A 16617-nucleotide genomic window follows, 5' to 3' on the forward strand; every position below is an offset into this window, starting at 1 on the left:
CGGTCAAATTGCTGCCTAAAAGCTGATTGCCAGGCTAGTCGTAATGGACAAATTCACCCTTTTTGCGCCATTATCCGACGCAAAAATCGACGTTTGGCTCTGATACGCTTTCCCTTCGATACGAAACAGCGCCGATCCGGTGTTCTGGCTGGAAAAAAGTACATAATCGTACCCCAGTGAATACCCCATCGTCTGAAACCCGGCGGTGCCCATGATTACGCCGTTTTTATCATCGTAATATTCTACTCGTCCTGCCAGATGGCTTCGCCCGGATGTTTGGTAGCGGGCAATAACGACGGGTGAGAACCAACGATAACTACCACCTCCATCTACGCGGGTAGTATCGCCCGTGGCAACAACCGGTTTATGGTCGGCTCCCAGATCAAACCCAAGGGTCAGACCGAACCGATCAGCCAGGGTTAGTATGGCGTAGAAGTTATTAAAAAACCGGCCTTGGCGTAATGTATCCGGTCGGTCGGAACCCAGAAAGCTGCTCCAGTTCAGCGTTACGTTTGCCGAGGGGCGGTACTGTACCTGGGTGCTCACCGCCATACCGCTATATCCCGGTAATTTGCGAACGCGTTGCCAGCCGTTGGTCGCCATGCCCAGCAGTGTCCACTTGCGATTGGGACTGTTGTAGGTCAGTTTAGCGCCCGACAAATAATACGGTGAATTTTCGGCCATAAGGCTCCGGGTAAGGGTCCAGCAATCTTTTGAAATGGCACTTTCAAAACCGATGTGTGACGGAAAAATTCCCGCGTCGAACCAGAGATCCTGGGTCCGGCTGAGCTTTACCCCAACGTTGGCTTTGTAGATCGTTTTAACCAGTTCCTGCTCGCCAGCATAATTGTACTGCGGATAGGTGCCGGCCTGTAGCGCAAAATTTCCCCGAATGCGCTCCCCCGAATACGAGCCTTTAAGATAGGCCAAATTGATGTTCACTTCCCGATTCCGTTTGTGATTATAGAGGAACCCTGGCCGTTCCTGAGCGGTTTTCGGAGCCGTCAGGTCGTAAACATAATAGGCTTCTATATACCCCGACAAGGTGAATGCATTTGTTTTGACTCCTGACGCCATAACGGTGGTGTCGATGGTTTGCGCTGCGGCCGCGGACATACAGGCCAACCCTAGGGTAACCATTATACCTGATTTCATGATTTTATGCTCAGTTGAGGGCGTCGAGTGCCCTATTTAAGCTCAATACGTTTACCGTTGCCGGACCCAATAAACCCACTAGCGGTCCTTCGGTGTGGTCGTCGATCAGTTGATTCAGTCGCTCGGCTGATATTCCGCGGATTCTGGCGATTCGCGGAACTTGAATTTTCGCAGCCGGGGGCGATAGGTGCGGGTCTAAACCGGAACCCGAAGCGGTTACTAACTCGGCGGGAATGTCTGCTTTTTTAACTTCAGGATTGTGGACCAGAAACGTATCGATACGAGCCTGCACGGTTTTTAAATAATCAGGATTCGAAGGCCCTTTATTTGATCCAGCCGAACCCGCAGCGTTATACCCGACAGCCGAAGGGCGACTGTTGAAATACCGGTCTTCGGTAAATTTCTGACCAATCAGCCTGTATCCCACTACTTTTCGGTTGACCGTAACGGTTTCTCCTTTACCGCTTCCGGGCGCTAGGCGGGCAAAACCGGCTACGACCAGCGGATAAATAACGACCAGGATTACCAGCATGACCAGTGTGAGCCGGATGGCGGTTCCAATAGGGAATTTCATGTTTTTGTGATTTACGACGTAATGCGAATTAAAGTTGAGTTAGATCAATAGCCCAATGACCAGATCAATCAGTTTGATGCCGATGAACGGGGCAATGATGCCGCCCAAACCGTAGATGAACAGGTTTCGACGCAGCAGCGCGCTGGCCCCGATCGGTTTGTAATCGACCCCGCCCAGTGCCAGGGGAATCAGCATGGGGATAATGATTGCATTGAAGATGACCGCCGATAAAATCGCTGATTCGGGCGAATGCAAGTTCATAATATTCAGCGCCTGCAGAGCCGGAATCGAAGCGGTGAACAGAGCCGGGACAATGGCGAAATACTTCGCTACGTCATTGGCAATGGAAAAGGTTGTCAGCGTGCCCCGCGTAATCAGGAGTTGCTTGCCAATCTCAACCACTTCGATCAGTTTCGTCGGATCATTGTCGAGGTCGACCATATTTCCGGCTTCCTTGGCGGCCTGCGTACCCGAATTCATGGCTACACCCACATCGGCCTGGGCCAGCGCGGGGGCATCGTTGGTGCCGTCGCCCATCATCGCCACCAGTTTTCCACCCAGTTGTTCCTGTCGGATATAGTGCATTTTATCCTCGGGTCTGGCTTCGGCAATGAAGTCATCGACGCCGGCTTTTTGGGCGATAAATTGGGCGGTCAACGGGTTGTCGCCCGTTACCATCACGGTTTTGACGCCCATTTTACGAAGCCTCCCGAAGCGCTCGGCAATACCGGGCTTGATAATATCCTGCAGCTCAATCACCCCTTTTACCACTTCATTTTCGGTAACAACCAGGGGCGTTCCACCATTGGCGGCAATTTCCTTCGCCTTCTGATCGATGTCGGCCGGAAAATGATTACCAGCTCGTTCAACGATCGTTCGAATGGCATCGGTAGCTCCTTTTCTGATCCGGATTACCTCGTTACCAGTACCCGCCGGTAAGTCAATGCCCGACGAGCGGGTTTCGGCCGTAAACCTGATCAGCTTTGCACCATTCGTTTGTAAGTTCGGGGTAATGAGTTGGCCCCATTCTCCATTACGGGCCAGTTCAACAATCGATTTCCCTTCAGGCGTATCGTCCGCCAGCGAGCTAAGGGCCGAAATCCGGGCCATGTCCACCGGCTTAATCGTGGATGCCGGATAAAAATGGGTGGCTTTGCGATTACCAATCGTGATGGTTCCGGTTTTATCCAGCAGGAGCGTATCGACATCACCAGCGGTTTCAACCGCCCGGCCTGATTTGGCAATGACATTGGCCCGCAAGGCCCGATCCATCCCCGCAATGCCAATGGCCGATAAAAGACCGCCGATGGTCGTCGGAATCAGACAAACGAATAAGGAAATCAGAGCCGCAATCGTGAGCGGGGTGTGGGCGTAATCGGCAAAAGGTTTCAGGGCGACACAGACGATCATGAAAATGAGCGTAAAGCCCGCCAACAGAATGGTCAGGGCGATTTCATTGGGTGTTTTCTGACGCGTTGCACCTTCCACCAGGGCAATCATTTTGTCGAGAAACGATTCGCCGGGCTGGGTGGTTACCTGGACTTTAATTCGGTCGGACAGCACCTTGGTGCCACCGGTTACCGACGATTTATCACCGCCGGCTTCCCGAATAACCGGAGCCGATTCGCCCGTAATGGCCGACTCGTCAATCGTGGCTAACCCTTCAATGATTTCACCGTCCGAGGGAATGATGTCACCGGGTTCACAAATGAAGATATCGCCTTTTCGAAGGTTCGCAGAAGAGATAAGCTGTACCTCATTGAGCGTCATTTCGCCTATTGTCCGAACAACCTTCGCGGGCGTTTCCTGACGCGTCTTACGGAGTGATTCGGCCTGCGCCTTACCCCGTGCTTCGGCAATGGCTTCCGCAAAGTTGGCAAACAGCACGGTGATCAGTAAGATGATCGTAACGATCAGATTATACGTGAACGACCCCTGCGACGTATCATCCGAAAAGGCGATATAAGCGGTGACCAGTACCATAATCAACGTACCGATCTCCACGGTAAACATCACCGGATTTTTACTGAGAAGAGCGGGATTCAGTTTGATGAACGATGCCCGGATGGCCATTCCAATCAGTTCACGTTGGAACAGACCGGGGGAAGAGGATTGCTTTGCCATTTTTTGGTAGAGTAGACCTGGTACGCGGGTAATTTGGCGTACCAAAGGTTAGTGAAGCGAAAAATATTCAGCGAGTGGCCCCAGGGCCAGGGCCGGGGAAAATGATAAGGCGGTAATAATGAAAATGACGGCAAATAGCATGAAGCCAAACGTGGCCGTATCGACGGGCAATGTACCCGAGGATTCAGGAACATACTTCTTCCGGGTTAGCAGGCCGGCAATGGCTACCGGGCCGATCAGGGGAATAAACCGGCCTAAAATGAGGATGATACCCGTAGCGAAATTCCAGAAGAAGTTGTTATCGCCCAGCCCTTCAAACCCAGAACCGTTGTTGGCATTGGCAGACGTCATTTCATAGAGCATTTCCGAAAAGCCATGAAAGGCCGGGTTGTTGAGCCAGGAAGATGGCCTTACGGCCCAGTTGGACGCTATTCCGTCTGTACCGCCATCCTTGACAAATAACCAGGCTGCGAGGGCAGTACCACCTTTCACGAGGAAGGCACTGAGTAGTGCCACGATGGAGGCAATCTTGATTTCGCGGGCTTCTACTTTTCTCCCAAATAACTCGGGCGTTCGACCCACCATGAGTCCTGCAATAAAAACCGCAATGATGAGAAAGTAATAGAAATTCAATAGGCCAGCCCCGGCCCCACCATAAAAGGCGTTGACCATCATGCCCAGTAGTTCCATCGCTCCCGATAACGGCATTGATGAATCTTGCATTGCGTTCACCGAACCTGTTGAAATTACGGTGGTAGCAATGCTCCAGTAGGCCGAGGCCAGGGGCCCAAACCGAACCTCTTTCCCCTCCATCGCACCGGTTGGCTGGGCAATTCCCATGCGGGTTATGGCCGGATTTCCGCCCAATTCAGCCATAAGGGTGGGAATAACCAACAGTAGAAAGCCAATCGTCATGACGCTGTAAATGACCCAGGCAAAGCGTTTGCGGTTTACAAAGAACCCCAGTGCGAAAATCATGGACATCGGGATGACCATTTGCGCGATCATCTCCACCATATTCGTCAAGTAGTTGGGGTTTTCGAGCGGGTGTGCCGAGTTGGCGCCAAACCAGCCCCCACCATTTGTACCCAGGTGCTTGATGGCAATCATGCCCGCAGCCGGCCCCCGCGATACCTGCACGGTGTCGCCCTGCAACGTAACGACGGTGTCTTTCCCATCGAAACTGGCCGGGACTCCATTGAGCACCAGTATGAAGGCAACCAGGAGTGAACCGGGCAACAGGAGACGGGTGATCGATTTCGTGAACAGGACGTAGAAATTCCCAATTGTGTCAGACTGTTTCGGCAAAAATGAACGAAACAGCAGAACCGCTGCTGCGATACCGGTTGCGGCCGACATAAACATCAGAAACATCATCACGGCCAATTGCGTCAGATACGTAGCCCCCGACTCACCCGAATAGTGTTGCAGATCGCAGTTTACCAGAAAACTAATGGCCGTATTGAAGGCCAGATCGGGTGTTTGGGAGGGGTTGCCATCCGGGTTAAGCGGCAGGTTTCCCTGAACAAGCAAAAGCCCAAACGCCAGTACAAACCAAACCAGATTGATGGTGAGGAGTGCCGCCAGATTCTGTTTCCAGGTCAGGTCGGCGGTTTCGTCGACGCCCCCCAACCGGTAAACCAGCCGCTCCAGCGGTTTCATAAAGTCGGACCAATTGGGTTTGCCCTTAAAAACGGTTGCCAGGTAGTTGCCCAGCGGAATTGCTAACAGGATGGTTAGCCCATACATGGCCATAATGCCTATCCATTCGGTTGTCATGGAATCGTAACGAGAGGTTAAAATTTTTCTGGTTTAATCAGGACGTAGAACAGGTAGCCAAACACCAATACGGCAACGATAAAAACGAGCGTGATCATGATGAAAAAGGGGATTAAATGTGTTCGAACCAGTCGACGGTTTTGTAAAAAATGGCGAAGCAGAGCAGGGCCGAAAGCAGGAAAAACAAAAGTGTGAGCATACGGTATTTCAGTGTTGATCGTGTTGCTCGCTCTTATGCCAAAATGTATTCCAGGAATGCCAGAATGGTTCAGAAAATTAAAAAGCGGCTAACCGTCAATCGGTTAGCCGCTTTCAACTTCTTCTATGGCTCCGGTTAGCAATACGTATGTTTTTCAGAATGAAAAGCCCTTTTTTCAAAATGAAAAATACCGTGGACGGATCGAGGAAAGGCGGTTTGGTTTACTCGATACCGTATTCCTCAATTTTCCGGTACAGGGTCGTGAGTCCAATACCCAACAAACGGGCCGCTTCGGGCTTTTGCCCCTGCGTATAATGGAGCACCCGTTGGATCTGTTTCTTTTCCAGCGTTGTCAGGCGGAAATCTGTTTCATCCGGGTCGGCAATGGTTTGTCCAACCTCGAAGGGAAGCAGGTCGGGCGTAAGTTCGCTAGAGCCATCGGGATGAATATCGGTTAGGATGACCGCTCGTTCAATGACATTTTTCAATTCGCGAATATTCCCTTTCCAGGTATGGGCTTGTAAGCGTTGGATAAACGCTGGGGTAAGTTGGATGCTACGGTGACCGAGTTTGCTGCCAATTTGCCGAGCAAACAACGCGGCCAATGGGCCAATGTCCTCCGGACGCTCACGCAGGGAAGGTAGTCCTATCATAAATACCGACAACCTATAATACAAATCGAGCCGAAAATTGCCGAGAGAAGCTTCTCTTTCAAGATCACGATTCGTGGCCGCAATGACCCTTACGTCGGTTTTCGTAGGGCGCGTATCGCCAACCCGCAAAAATTCATGCATTTCCAGGACACGCAGTAACTTGGCCTGTAAGCCGAGCGGCAATTCGCCGATTTCGTCCAGGAATATCGTACCACGATGGGCTTCGGCAAACAGCCCTTTCTGGTCGCGGGTTGCTCCGGTAAACGCTCCGGCGCGATGGCCAAACAGTTCGCTTTCCAGGATATCCTTCCCTAACGCTCCGCAGTTGATCGCCACAAAGGGCTCTGACCGACGCGTACTCCCGTAATGGATCGCCTGGGCGAAAACTTCTTTCCCCGTTCCGGTTTCACCCGTAAGCAATACGGTGGCATCGGTCACCGCTACTTTTCGGGCTAACTCGACGGCCTGGCGAATAACCGGCGATTGCCCAACAATGGTGTCGAAACCGCGGGCCTGCTTCATCTGCTGTTCCAAATGCTGTAGGCGGAATTGCAGCCGGGCTTTCTCAACGGCCCGGCTCACCAGCGGGATAATTCGATCGTTGTCATCTCCCTTCGTTATGTAGTCGAAGGCTCCTTTTTTAATGGCCATCACGCCATCGGCAATGGTTCCATAGGCCGTTAATACGATAATTTCAGTAGCCGGGTGAAGTGTTTTGATTTGTTCAGTCAATTCAATTCCGTTTTTGTCCGGCAATTTAACATCACAAATAACAACCTGAACCGTTTCGAGTTCGAGCAGTTTTAAACCGGTCCGGGCGTTTTCGGCTTCCAGCACGGCGTAGCCTTCCAATTGCAATAGCCGTGCTAATAAACCTCGAAGGCGGTCTTCGTCATCAATAATCAGGAGGGTAGCGGGAGAAGCCATAAAACGAGCCAATCAAATGGGAGTACAATGAGAATGTTGTCTCACATCGGCTTGCGGTTGATGTTGATAGTTGTCAGTGTCTTTCCGGTACAGGTTTACAGTCAATATAGCCCGCTCAAGCGTTGCGGTAGCAGCAATGCTTTGGAAAGCTTGACGTTCTCCTTTCGGGATAGCGGCATGAAACAAAGGTCCGGAGTTTTTTCTTGTGAGCCATGCGAAAACCGGGTTGCGTCTTAAATTTTTAATTTAGGAGGGGTAATGTAAAAAGCCACTTTTGAATTTTACGTCATTAGTGGCTTTTAAAAATAGGTAAGTCCGTCGGCACTAGCAATTTCCCGGCTCTTCAGAGTTAGCAAGCGCCGGTCGGAGTATTTTGGTGGTACTTAGCCGTAAGTAAGCTATTTGATGTAATGAGGGGTGGTCCCACCGGGAATCGAACCCAGATCTAAAGTTTAGGAAACTTCTATTCTATCCGTTGAACTATGAGACCAGAAGAACCCGGTAAGGTCTGTTAGACCCTACCGGGTTGTCAATATAGAGTTGGCAGCAAAAATGCTTAGAAATCTGCTATTTACCAAAATCCGTGCTGGTGTCGGTTTCTTCCTGCCAATCACCCAGTGGCACTTCGAGCCAGTTGGGGTAGATCTTGTAGTGCTGCTCTTTCACTAAGATATACAGCAGGTTACGCAGTTCATCGAGGTTCTCGCGCTTTTCGGCGGAAATGAAAACCACGTGCTCCGATTTTTTCGTCAGATACGTCTTTTTTAAGTAAGCCAAAGCGGTTTGTCGCCGGATAGCCACCGGTAGATCGTCGTCGAAATCGTCGTCCTCGTGCATCCACTCATCGCGGGGTTCAAACTGGTCGATCTTGTTGAAAGTCAGAATGGTCGGTTTTTCGCCCGCCGAACTGCCCACGCCGATTTCCGACAGAATGTCGTTAACCACACCGATATGCTCTTCAAACGACGGATGCGATACATCGACCACATGCAGCAGAATGTCGGCCTCCCGGACCTCGTCCAGCGTCGATTTAAAAGCTTCGATCAGCGTCGTGGGTAGCTTGCGGATAAACCCGACCGTATCCGTCAGCAAAAACGGAATATTGCCCAGCACCACCTTCCGCACCGTCGAATCGACCGTCGCGAAAAGTTTGTTTTCGGCAAATACATCGGCTTTCGCCAGGGCGCGCATCAGCGTCGACTTGCCCACGTTCGTATAGCCCACCAGGGCCACCCGGACCAGGCGGTCGCGTTCTTTCCGGCGCGTCGTGCTCTGTTTATCAATCTTCTCGAGTTTCTCTTTCAAAAACGCAATCCGGTCCTGCACAATCCGCCGGTCGGTTTCGAGCTCTTTTTCACCGGGTCCGCGGGTCCCTACACCGGCTTTCATCCGGCTCAAGTGTGTCCACATCCGGGTCAGTCGCGGATACATGTATTGGTATTGCGCCAGTTCAACCTGCAATTTCGCCTGGGCCGTCTGCGCGCGCATCGAGAAAATAGTCAGAATCAGCAGACTCCGGTCCAGGACTTTAATGTTGGGCAGGGCTGCTTCGAGGTTCCGCACCTGCGAAGGGGACAGATCATCGTCGAAAATAACGGTATCGACCGGATTGTCGATCACGAACGTCCGGATCTCTTCGAGTTTGCCCTTCCCCACGTAGGTCCGGGTGTCGGGCCGGTCGAGTTTCTGAACGAACGATTTGGCGGTAATAACGCCCGATGTTTCGGCCAGAAAAGCCAGCTCTTCCAGGTATTCCTGCGTTTTTTCGGCCGATTGCTTTTGCGTCACCAAGGCAACCAGCACGGCGGTTTCGGGCTGTTTATGGGTTTCAATCATATGGAATGGAGTTACAAAGGGATGGAACACACGGAAAGCGGTTTTGGTGCCGAAACGCACGCAAAAACCAGCCTACAGCGGATTCTGTCACCTTAATTTACAAATGAGAATATGGAATACAACCGTCGGATGGGAAAACGGTTTTTAACGAAAGCGGAAGGGGCCGTAAACGGCTAACATTTTCATTGTGTGTAGTACCTTTAAGCGGTGCAAAGATAACACTCTTTTCTTAAAAAAGAATACCGTTTCCTCAATCGTCCTTTTTTGACAGGAATCTTTCTGTACTTTTGCCTTCTCAAAGTTCAAGAGCCGATGAATACCGCTGCCCACTAACGGGCCCCTCCGCTTCTTTTCCGATCGTCCTGTCTGAGGGACCGACGATCCGACATTTTCCTGTTTACACGCTGTTTTATCGGCGACTCCGTCGCCTGTTATTGTCTATTTATTCCATGACGAAGTTTATTCGCCTGTTACTAGCCGCTTTGCGCGGTTCAGAAACTACCTATACGTCCGGTAGCATCAACCGGGCCATTTTCATGCTATCGGTGCCAATGGTTCTTGAGATGGTGATGGAGTCGCTGTTTGCCATTGTGGACGTCTTTTTTGTGGCCCAAATCAGTACCGAAGCCGTGGCTACCGTCGGCCTGACGGAGTCAGTGCTCACCATTGTCTATTCCTTGGCCATTGGGTTGAGTACGGCGGCCACCGCCCTGGTCTCCCGTCGGGTCGGCGAGGGAAATGCCCGCGAAGCCGGTAAATCCGTCGCGCAGGTCATCCTGGTTTCGGTGGCCATCGCACTGCTGATTGGCATTCCGGGGGCGGTTTTTGCCGACGATATTTTGCGGCTGATGGGGGGCGACGAACACCTGATTGCCAACGGAGTCGGTTTTACACGCCTGATTTTTGCCAGCTCGCCCGCGATCGTCTTGCTCTACACGCTGAGCGGCTGTTTGCGCGGGGCCGGAGAGGCTTCGGTCGCCATGCGTTCCCTCTGGATTGCCAACGGTTTCAACATCGTCCTGTGCCCGGTTTTTATCTTCGGTTTTGGACCCATTCCCGAAATGGGGGTGATGGGCTCCGCCATTGCCACCACGATGGGCCGTTCGGCGGGGGCACTGTATCAACTCTATAATCTCATGCGCAGTGGCCGGGTAATCCAGGTGGAAACCAGCGATTTTCGGCCGGATTCCAGGATTATCCGCATCCTGCTCGGGCTTGCGGCCGGTGGAACAGCCCAGTTTCTGGTTGGTTCGGCCAGCTGGGTTTTCCTGACCCGGATTTTATCGACCTTCGGCAGTGACGTTGTGGCGGGCTATACCATTGCCATTCGCATCATGATCTTCACGATTATGCCGTCCTGGGGCATGGCGAACGCGGCTTCGACGCTGGTAGGGCAAAACCTGGGCGCCAAGCAACCCGATCGGGCCGAAACCTCGGCCTGGCGGGCGGCTTTCTGCAATATGCTGTTTCTGCTGGCCGTCGGTATTGTGTTCTACCTCGGAGCGGCCGAGATTGTCGGGTTTTTCAACCGCGATCCGAACGTCGTGGAAATTGCTGTGAACTGTCTCCGGATTTTCTGTCTGGGTTACATTTTTTTCGCCTATGGCATGGTGATTAGTCAGGCCCTAAACGGTGCGGGCGACACCCGAACCCCGACGATCATCAACGTCATCTGTTTCTGGCTGATCGAAATACCGCTGGCCTATTTGCTCGCCAATCTGCTCAACTGGGGCCCGGAAGGTGTTTTCTGGTCGGTGGCCTTCAGCGAATCCCTGCTGGCGGTGATCGCCGTGCTGGTATTCCACCGGGGGAAATGGAAACGGGTACAGGTGTAGCAATAGAGGACACGCAGCGGCTTTTGATGAAAAGCCGCTGCGTCCAATCGACGGCAAATAAGCATTAATCCGTCAACGCCTTCGCTCCAAACCGGTCATGGGGATACCGGATGCCGGGCAAATGCGGTAACGTAACGCCCCAATTCAGCCGAAGAGAAGGCCGTTCTGCAATATTCCGCGAAAAACCAGTCTTTTCCGATGAACCTACGGTAAAACCTGATTTTTACAAACTTTTCGATAAACTTGCCGCATTGTTCACTTTGTTTCGAAACCCCATCCTGCTTTTTTGGGAAACATGAAAGATTACATTCGCCCGATTCACCGCCTGCTGGTCGCCAACCGGGGTGAGATTGCTATCCGTATCATGCGGGCTGCCACCGAGTTAGGGATTACCACTGTCGCCGTTTACACCTACGAAGACCGCTATTCGCTTCACCGCTATAAAGCTGATGAAGCTTACCAGATTGGTCGTGACGACGAACCGCTGAAACCTTACCTGGATATTGAAGGCATTATTCAGCTGGCCAAACGGAAGAAAGTTGATGCGATTCACCCGGGATACGGTTTTTTGTCGGAAAATGTAACGCTGGCCCGTCGGTGCCGGGAGGAAGGCATCATCTTCGTTGGCCCGACGCCGGAAGCAATGGACGCGCTGGGCGATAAAGTGAGGGCCAAGAACCTGGCAACGGAAGCCGATGTGCCGATGATTCCGGATAGCCGGATTGATTTATCGGACTATGCCGTGGCGGTTTCGGAAGCCCGGCGGATCGGTTTTCCGGTCATGATCAAAGCCGTAGCCGGTGGGGGAGGACGTGGTATGCGGGTGGTCCGGGAGGAAGAAGAATTCCAAAAGGCCTATAATGAAGCCCGCAACGAAGCGAAGAACGCGTTTGGCGACGAGACCATTTTTTTAGAAAAATTTGTTGTCGATCCCAAACACATCGAAATCCAGTTGCTGGGGGATACGCACGGTAACATCGTTCACCTGTATGAGCGGGATTGCTCCGTGCAGCGCCGGTTTCAGAAAGTGGTCGAAGTGGCCCCCTCGTTTGGGCTGCGGCAGGCTACCAAAAACAAGCTGTACGAATACGCCCTGAAAATCGGGAAACAGGCCAATTACTCCAATGCCGGAACAGTGGAGTTCCTGGTCGACCGCAACGAAAATATTTACTTCATCGAAGTCAACCCCCGGATTCAGGTCGAGCATACCATCACCGAAGAAGTAACCGGTATTGATCTGGTCCGGACGCAGATTCTGATTGCAATGGGTTATAAATTGTCGGACAACGGCATTTATATCAATCACCAGGACGAGATTCCGCTGAACGGGTACGCCATCCAGTGCCGGGTAACTACGGAAGATCCCGCCAACAATTTCCGGCCCGACTTCGGAACCATCATTGCCTACCGCAATGCCGCCGGTTTCGGGATCCGGCTGGACGAGGGAAGTTCGTATCCCGGCGTGAAAATTTCGCCCTATTTCGACTCGATGATCGTCAAGATCTCGGCGCGGGGCCGCACGCTGCGGGGCGCAACCCAACGGCTGAAACGGGCGCTGGTCGAGTTCCGGATTCGCGGGGTGAAAACCAACATCCCGTTCCTGCTCAACGTGATCGATCACCCGATTTTCCAGCAGGGCGAAGCGCGGGTTTCGTTCATCGAAAACCATCCCGAACTCTTCGATCTTCGCAAACCGAAAGACCGTTCGACCCGGGCGCTGAATTTTCTGGCCGATGTCATTGTCAACGGCAACCCGGAAGTCAAGGTGAAACCGGGCTCCCGGGACAAATTCCGGACGCCCGTTATTCCGGTTTATGATAAATACGGCGATTGTCCGAAAGGCAATAAAGACCGGTTGACCGAACTGGGACGGGATAAATTTGTACAGTGGATTCGCGATCAGAAGCCGATTCTCTATACCGATACGACGTTCCGCGACGGCCACCAGTCGCTGCTGGCGACCCGCGTGCGAACCAAAGACCTGCTGAACGTGGCCGAGGGCTTTGCTAAAAACCACCCGGAACTGTTTTCGATGGAAGTGTGGGGTGGGGCAACGTTCGACGTCGCTATGCGGTTTTTGCACGAAAGTCCGTGGACCCGTTTGCAGAAATTCCGGGAAGCCATGCCGAACATGCTGTTGCAGATGCTGTTCCGGGGCTCCAACGCGGTGGGGTATTCGGCGTATCCGGACAACCTGATCGAAAAGTTTGTGGAGAAATCGTGGGAATCCGGCATCGACATTTTCCGGATTTTCGACTCGCTGAACTGGGTGGAAGCGATGAAGGTCAGCATCCGGGCCGTGCGCGAGCGCACCGATGCGCTGGCCGAAGCGGCCATCTGTTATACCGGAGATATGCTGGCACCGGACCAGAAAAAATACACCTTGCAGTATTACCTCGACATGGCCCGCCAACTCGAAGACGAGGGAGCGCACCTGCTGGCGATCAAGGATATGGCCGGTTTGCTGAAACCGCTGGCGGCCGAAGTGCTGGTGCGGGAGTTGAAAAAAGCCGTCAGCATTCCCATTCATTTGCACACCCACGATACCTCGTCGATTCAGTCGGCCATGTACCTGAAAGCAGTGGATGCGGGGGTCGATATTATTGACTGTGCGCTGGGGGCCTTGTCTGGCCTTACCTCCCAGCCGAACTTCAACTCGGTGGTGGCGATGTTGCAGGGGCACGAACGCGAAAGCGCCATCGATCTGAACTCGCTGAATGCATACTCCAACTACTGGGAAGATGTGCGGGAGTGGTACGCGCCCTTCGAGTCGGGTATGAAAGCCGGAAATGCCGAAGTGTACCAGAACGAGATTCCGGGCGGGCAATACTCGAACCTGAAACCGCAGGCGATTGCGTTGGGCCTGGGCGATAAGTTTGAAACGCTGAAGAAAAACTACAGCGTGGTCAATCAGATGTTTGGCGACATTGTGAAAGTGACACCTTCCTCGAAAGTCGTGGGGGACATGGCCCTGTTCATGACCTCCAATAACCTGACGGCGCAGGATGTGATGGAAAAAGGCGCTTCGCTTTCGTTCCCGGAATCGGTCAAAGGTTTCTTTAAAGGGGAGTTGGGGCAACCCTACGGCGGTTTTCCAAAAGAATTGCAGGAGATTGTTCTGAAAGGCGAAGAACCGCTGACAGGCCGTCCGAACGAGAAACTGAAACCGATTGATTTCGATGCGGATTTCAAAACGTTTGAAGAGAAATTTCCGCAGAACGACGGTTTTCTGGATTACCTCTCGTACCAGATGTACCCGAAAGTCTACGAAGAATATTACAAGGCCGTTCAGGAACACGGCGATGTAAGCATCATTCCGACCCCGGCTTTCCTGTATGGGTTGAAGGAAAACGAGGAAATTCTGATCGAGATCGACGAAGGCAAAAACATTCTGGTGCGCCTGCTGTTCGTTTCGGAACCCGACGTGCAGGGCATGCGCACGGTAACGTTCGAGCTCAACGGCCAGAGCCGCCAGGTACAGGTCCGCGACAAGTCGCAGAAAGTATCCTTCCAGGCGAATGCGAAAGTGAGCAAGGAAGGCGACGTCGGCTCGCCCCTGCAGGGGCGCCTGACCAAAATTCTGGTGAAAACCGGCGATCAGGTGGCCAAAAACCAGCCCTTGTTCGTGATCGAAGCCATGAAGATGGAAAGCATCGTGGCCGCGTCCAAGGCCGGAACCGTCAAACAGGTCGTGCTGAAAGAAGGAACCGTGGTCGAGCAGGACGACTGGGTGGTTGAACTGGACTAAACGATTTCGAAGGGGCCGTTTCCGGCCCCTTTATTTTTTCTCCGAATGCCCGAGCGATTTTTCCGGATTGACGATGTCGCGGATCAGTTGCTTTAACTCTTTAATGTCGGGAAAACGCCCGGCTTCTTTCCGGTCGAAGATTTTCACCCCATCGACGGAGACCGAAAACCGCCCGCTGAATTCGGAAGGGTGCAGCAGCACGCCGTGAACATCGTCGGTAAAGGTGGTTAACAGTTCCTGGGCCATCCAGGCCGAGCGCATCAGCCAGCCGCATTTCGGGCAGTATTCGAGCGTAACAGTGGGTTTCATAGACTGGTTTAGTTGTGGGTCCTCATTCTTTGTGGACATCGCGGAAGCGCAGCATCTCGCCCAGCCGCTGCTCCTTGTCGTTGTCAAATCCACACGATGAGTGGAACTCCTTCGGATTCCGATAGGTTCCAAACAATATGTCCCACCAGACAATATCGCCGTAATTGTTGCTGTGTTTGTTGTGTTCGTGGTGAATCCGGTGCATTTCGGGCCGCTGGAAAATATAGCCTACCCAGCGCGGTGTCTGAACGTTCGTGTGGTAAAAAAACTCACCCAGCGCCGTGCAAAGTGTATAAATACCGCCCGCTTCGGGATTCAGGCCCAGCAGGGAATAAACCAGTACACTGCCGATCACGGAGTTGACGGTCATTTCCAGCGGGTGTTTGTAAAAGGAGGTGATGACTTCGATTCGTTGCGGACTATGGTGAATCTGATGAAAATGGGTCCAGAGAAAATCGACCGTATGCCGCCAGCGATGCCACCAGTAAAATACAAACGTAGCGATAAAATAGGCGATAAAACCGCCCCAGACCGGATTGACATGGTTGGACAAGGCAAAAAGAGCGTGGCCTGACAGCCAGTGTTCCCACGTAAAACCGGCCAGCAGGACCACCAGCAACTGAATGAAGTTTACCGCCAGGACGCGAATCGTCCAGGTCGGAACCGGCGGCAGCTTCCAGCCGGGGAAGAGTCGTTCCAGCAGGAAACAAAAAGCGAAGGTGGCAAAAATAACGGGTAGCATGACCGGATCGGGGTTTGGTGAATACCCCAAAGGAACCAACGGCCAGACCGCGAAAAATTGACCAAAATCAAGTTCCACTTCCGTGGTTTAGGCTATATTGGCCCGCAGCCGACTCACGGTTTCCGGCGACAAGCCCAGGTGGGAGGCAATGTATTTGAGCGGGACCCGCCGGAAAATATCCGGAAAATCGGCCAGCAACTGCGCATACCGTTCGCGGGCCGACTGCATCCGCAGGTTCTGGGTACGTTGTTCGCTCAGCATATAGTACCGTTCGGTCAGTAACCGCCCCACTTTGTTAAAATCGGGAAAAGCATCGTATAACCGCTGGAGCTGATCGTACGTAATCGACCATAACACGCTGTCTTCCAGTAATTCGATGTATTCCTGAGCCGGTTTGCGGGAGTAAAAGCTGACGATGGAAATAATGAAATCTGTTTCTTTCATGAACCAGGACGTTACTTCCCGATCTTCTTTCAGGTAATACCCCCGGGCAACACCTTTTTCAATGAAATAGATGCGATCGCAGACCTGTCCGGGTTGCAGCAGCCAGGAGCGCCGGGGCAGCGCCTGCCGACGCAGGGTTTGCCGCAGGGCGTTTTCCAGCGGTTCGGGAATGGCCTGCAACCGTCGGATCGTGGTGAGCAGAAGTTCCATTTCAATGCGCAGTCAATCGGCTGATTTTTAAGCAAAAATTGCAAAAATCGTTTCTTTATTTTTACTTGATTGAACAAACCCT

12 protein-coding genes and 1 tRNA gene are annotated in these 16617 nt (G+C 52.5%); 2 read left to right on the forward strand and 11 right to left on the reverse strand.

The window, feature by feature from the left end; genetic code table 11:
• Positions 1-15: 15 nt before the first annotated feature.
• The 8 genes from ACFPMF_RS00235 to hflX form a co-directional block, all read right to left on the reverse strand.
• On the reverse strand, positions 16-1155 hold the full coding sequence (locus ACFPMF_RS00235; protein WP_379840403.1) for a porin: 1140 nt from the start codon (positions 1153-1155) through the stop codon (positions 16-18).
• 10 nt (positions 1156-1165) lie between these two features.
• The gene (locus tag ACFPMF_RS00240) at positions 1166-1729 is read right to left on the reverse strand and encodes a K(+)-transporting ATPase subunit C (RefSeq protein WP_379840404.1); all 564 of its coding nucleotides are present in this window, start codon (positions 1727-1729) and stop codon (positions 1166-1168) included.
• Positions 1730-1768: 39 nt separating this feature from the next.
• Positions 1769-3853, reverse strand: coding sequence for a potassium-transporting ATPase subunit KdpB (kdpB, locus tag ACFPMF_RS00245; protein ID WP_379840405.1), 2085 nt, complete (start codon positions 3851-3853; stop codon positions 1769-1771).
• Between the two features lie 48 nt (positions 3854-3901).
• Positions 3902-5632, reverse strand: coding sequence for a potassium-transporting ATPase subunit KdpA (kdpA, locus tag ACFPMF_RS00250; RefSeq protein ID WP_379840406.1), 1731 nt, complete (start codon positions 5630-5632; stop codon positions 3902-3904).
• 17 nt (positions 5633-5649) lie between these two features.
• Entirely contained in the window at positions 5650-5730 is an 81-nt protein-coding gene (gene kdpF, locus ACFPMF_RS00255; RefSeq protein WP_379842730.1) for a K(+)-transporting ATPase subunit F, read from the reverse strand.
• A gap of 322 nt (positions 5731-6052) precedes the next feature.
• Positions 6053-7411, reverse strand: a complete 1359-nt coding sequence (locus tag ACFPMF_RS00260) for a sigma-54-dependent transcriptional regulator (protein WP_379840407.1) — start codon at positions 7409-7411, stop codon at positions 6053-6055.
• Between the two features lie 418 nt (positions 7412-7829).
• Positions 7830-7901: transfer RNA gene (locus ACFPMF_RS00265), tRNA-Arg, on the reverse strand.
• A gap of 77 nt (positions 7902-7978) precedes the next feature.
• Entirely contained in the window at positions 7979-9247 is a 1269-nt protein-coding gene (gene hflX, locus ACFPMF_RS00270) for a GTPase HflX (protein ID WP_379840408.1), read from the reverse strand.
• Between the two features lie 449 nt (positions 9248-9696).
• On the opposite strand from hflX, the gene ACFPMF_RS00275 reads away from it, so the two are divergent.
• Positions 9697-11082 (forward strand): MATE family efflux transporter, encoded by a 1386-nt coding sequence (locus ACFPMF_RS00275; protein WP_379840409.1) that lies wholly within the window; start codon positions 9697-9699, stop codon positions 11080-11082.
• Positions 11083-11377: 295 nt separating this feature from the next.
• The gene (locus ACFPMF_RS00280) at positions 11378-14830 is read left to right on the forward strand and encodes a pyruvate carboxylase (RefSeq protein WP_379840410.1); all 3453 of its coding nucleotides are present in this window, start codon (positions 11378-11380) and stop codon (positions 14828-14830) included.
• 30 nt (positions 14831-14860) lie between these two features.
• On the opposite strand, the gene ACFPMF_RS00285 is transcribed toward ACFPMF_RS00280, so the two are convergent.
• From ACFPMF_RS00285 to ACFPMF_RS00295, 3 genes are all read right to left on the reverse strand, one after another.
• Positions 14861-15139 (reverse strand): Rdx family protein, encoded by a 279-nt coding sequence (locus ACFPMF_RS00285; RefSeq protein ID WP_379840411.1) that lies wholly within the window; start codon positions 15137-15139, stop codon positions 14861-14863.
• A 22-nt stretch (positions 15140-15161) separates the two neighbouring features.
• Entirely contained in the window at positions 15162-15881 is a 720-nt protein-coding gene (locus tag ACFPMF_RS00290) for a sterol desaturase family protein (RefSeq protein WP_379840412.1), read from the reverse strand.
• A gap of 87 nt (positions 15882-15968) precedes the next feature.
• Entirely contained in the window at positions 15969-16535 is a 567-nt protein-coding gene (locus tag ACFPMF_RS00295) for a Crp/Fnr family transcriptional regulator (RefSeq protein ID WP_379840413.1), read from the reverse strand.
• Between the last annotated feature and the right edge of the window lie 82 nt (positions 16536-16617).

This window comes from Larkinella bovis (assembly GCF_042655385.1).
Lineage (GTDB): Bacteria > Bacteroidota > Bacteroidia > Cytophagales > Spirosomataceae > Larkinella > Larkinella bovis.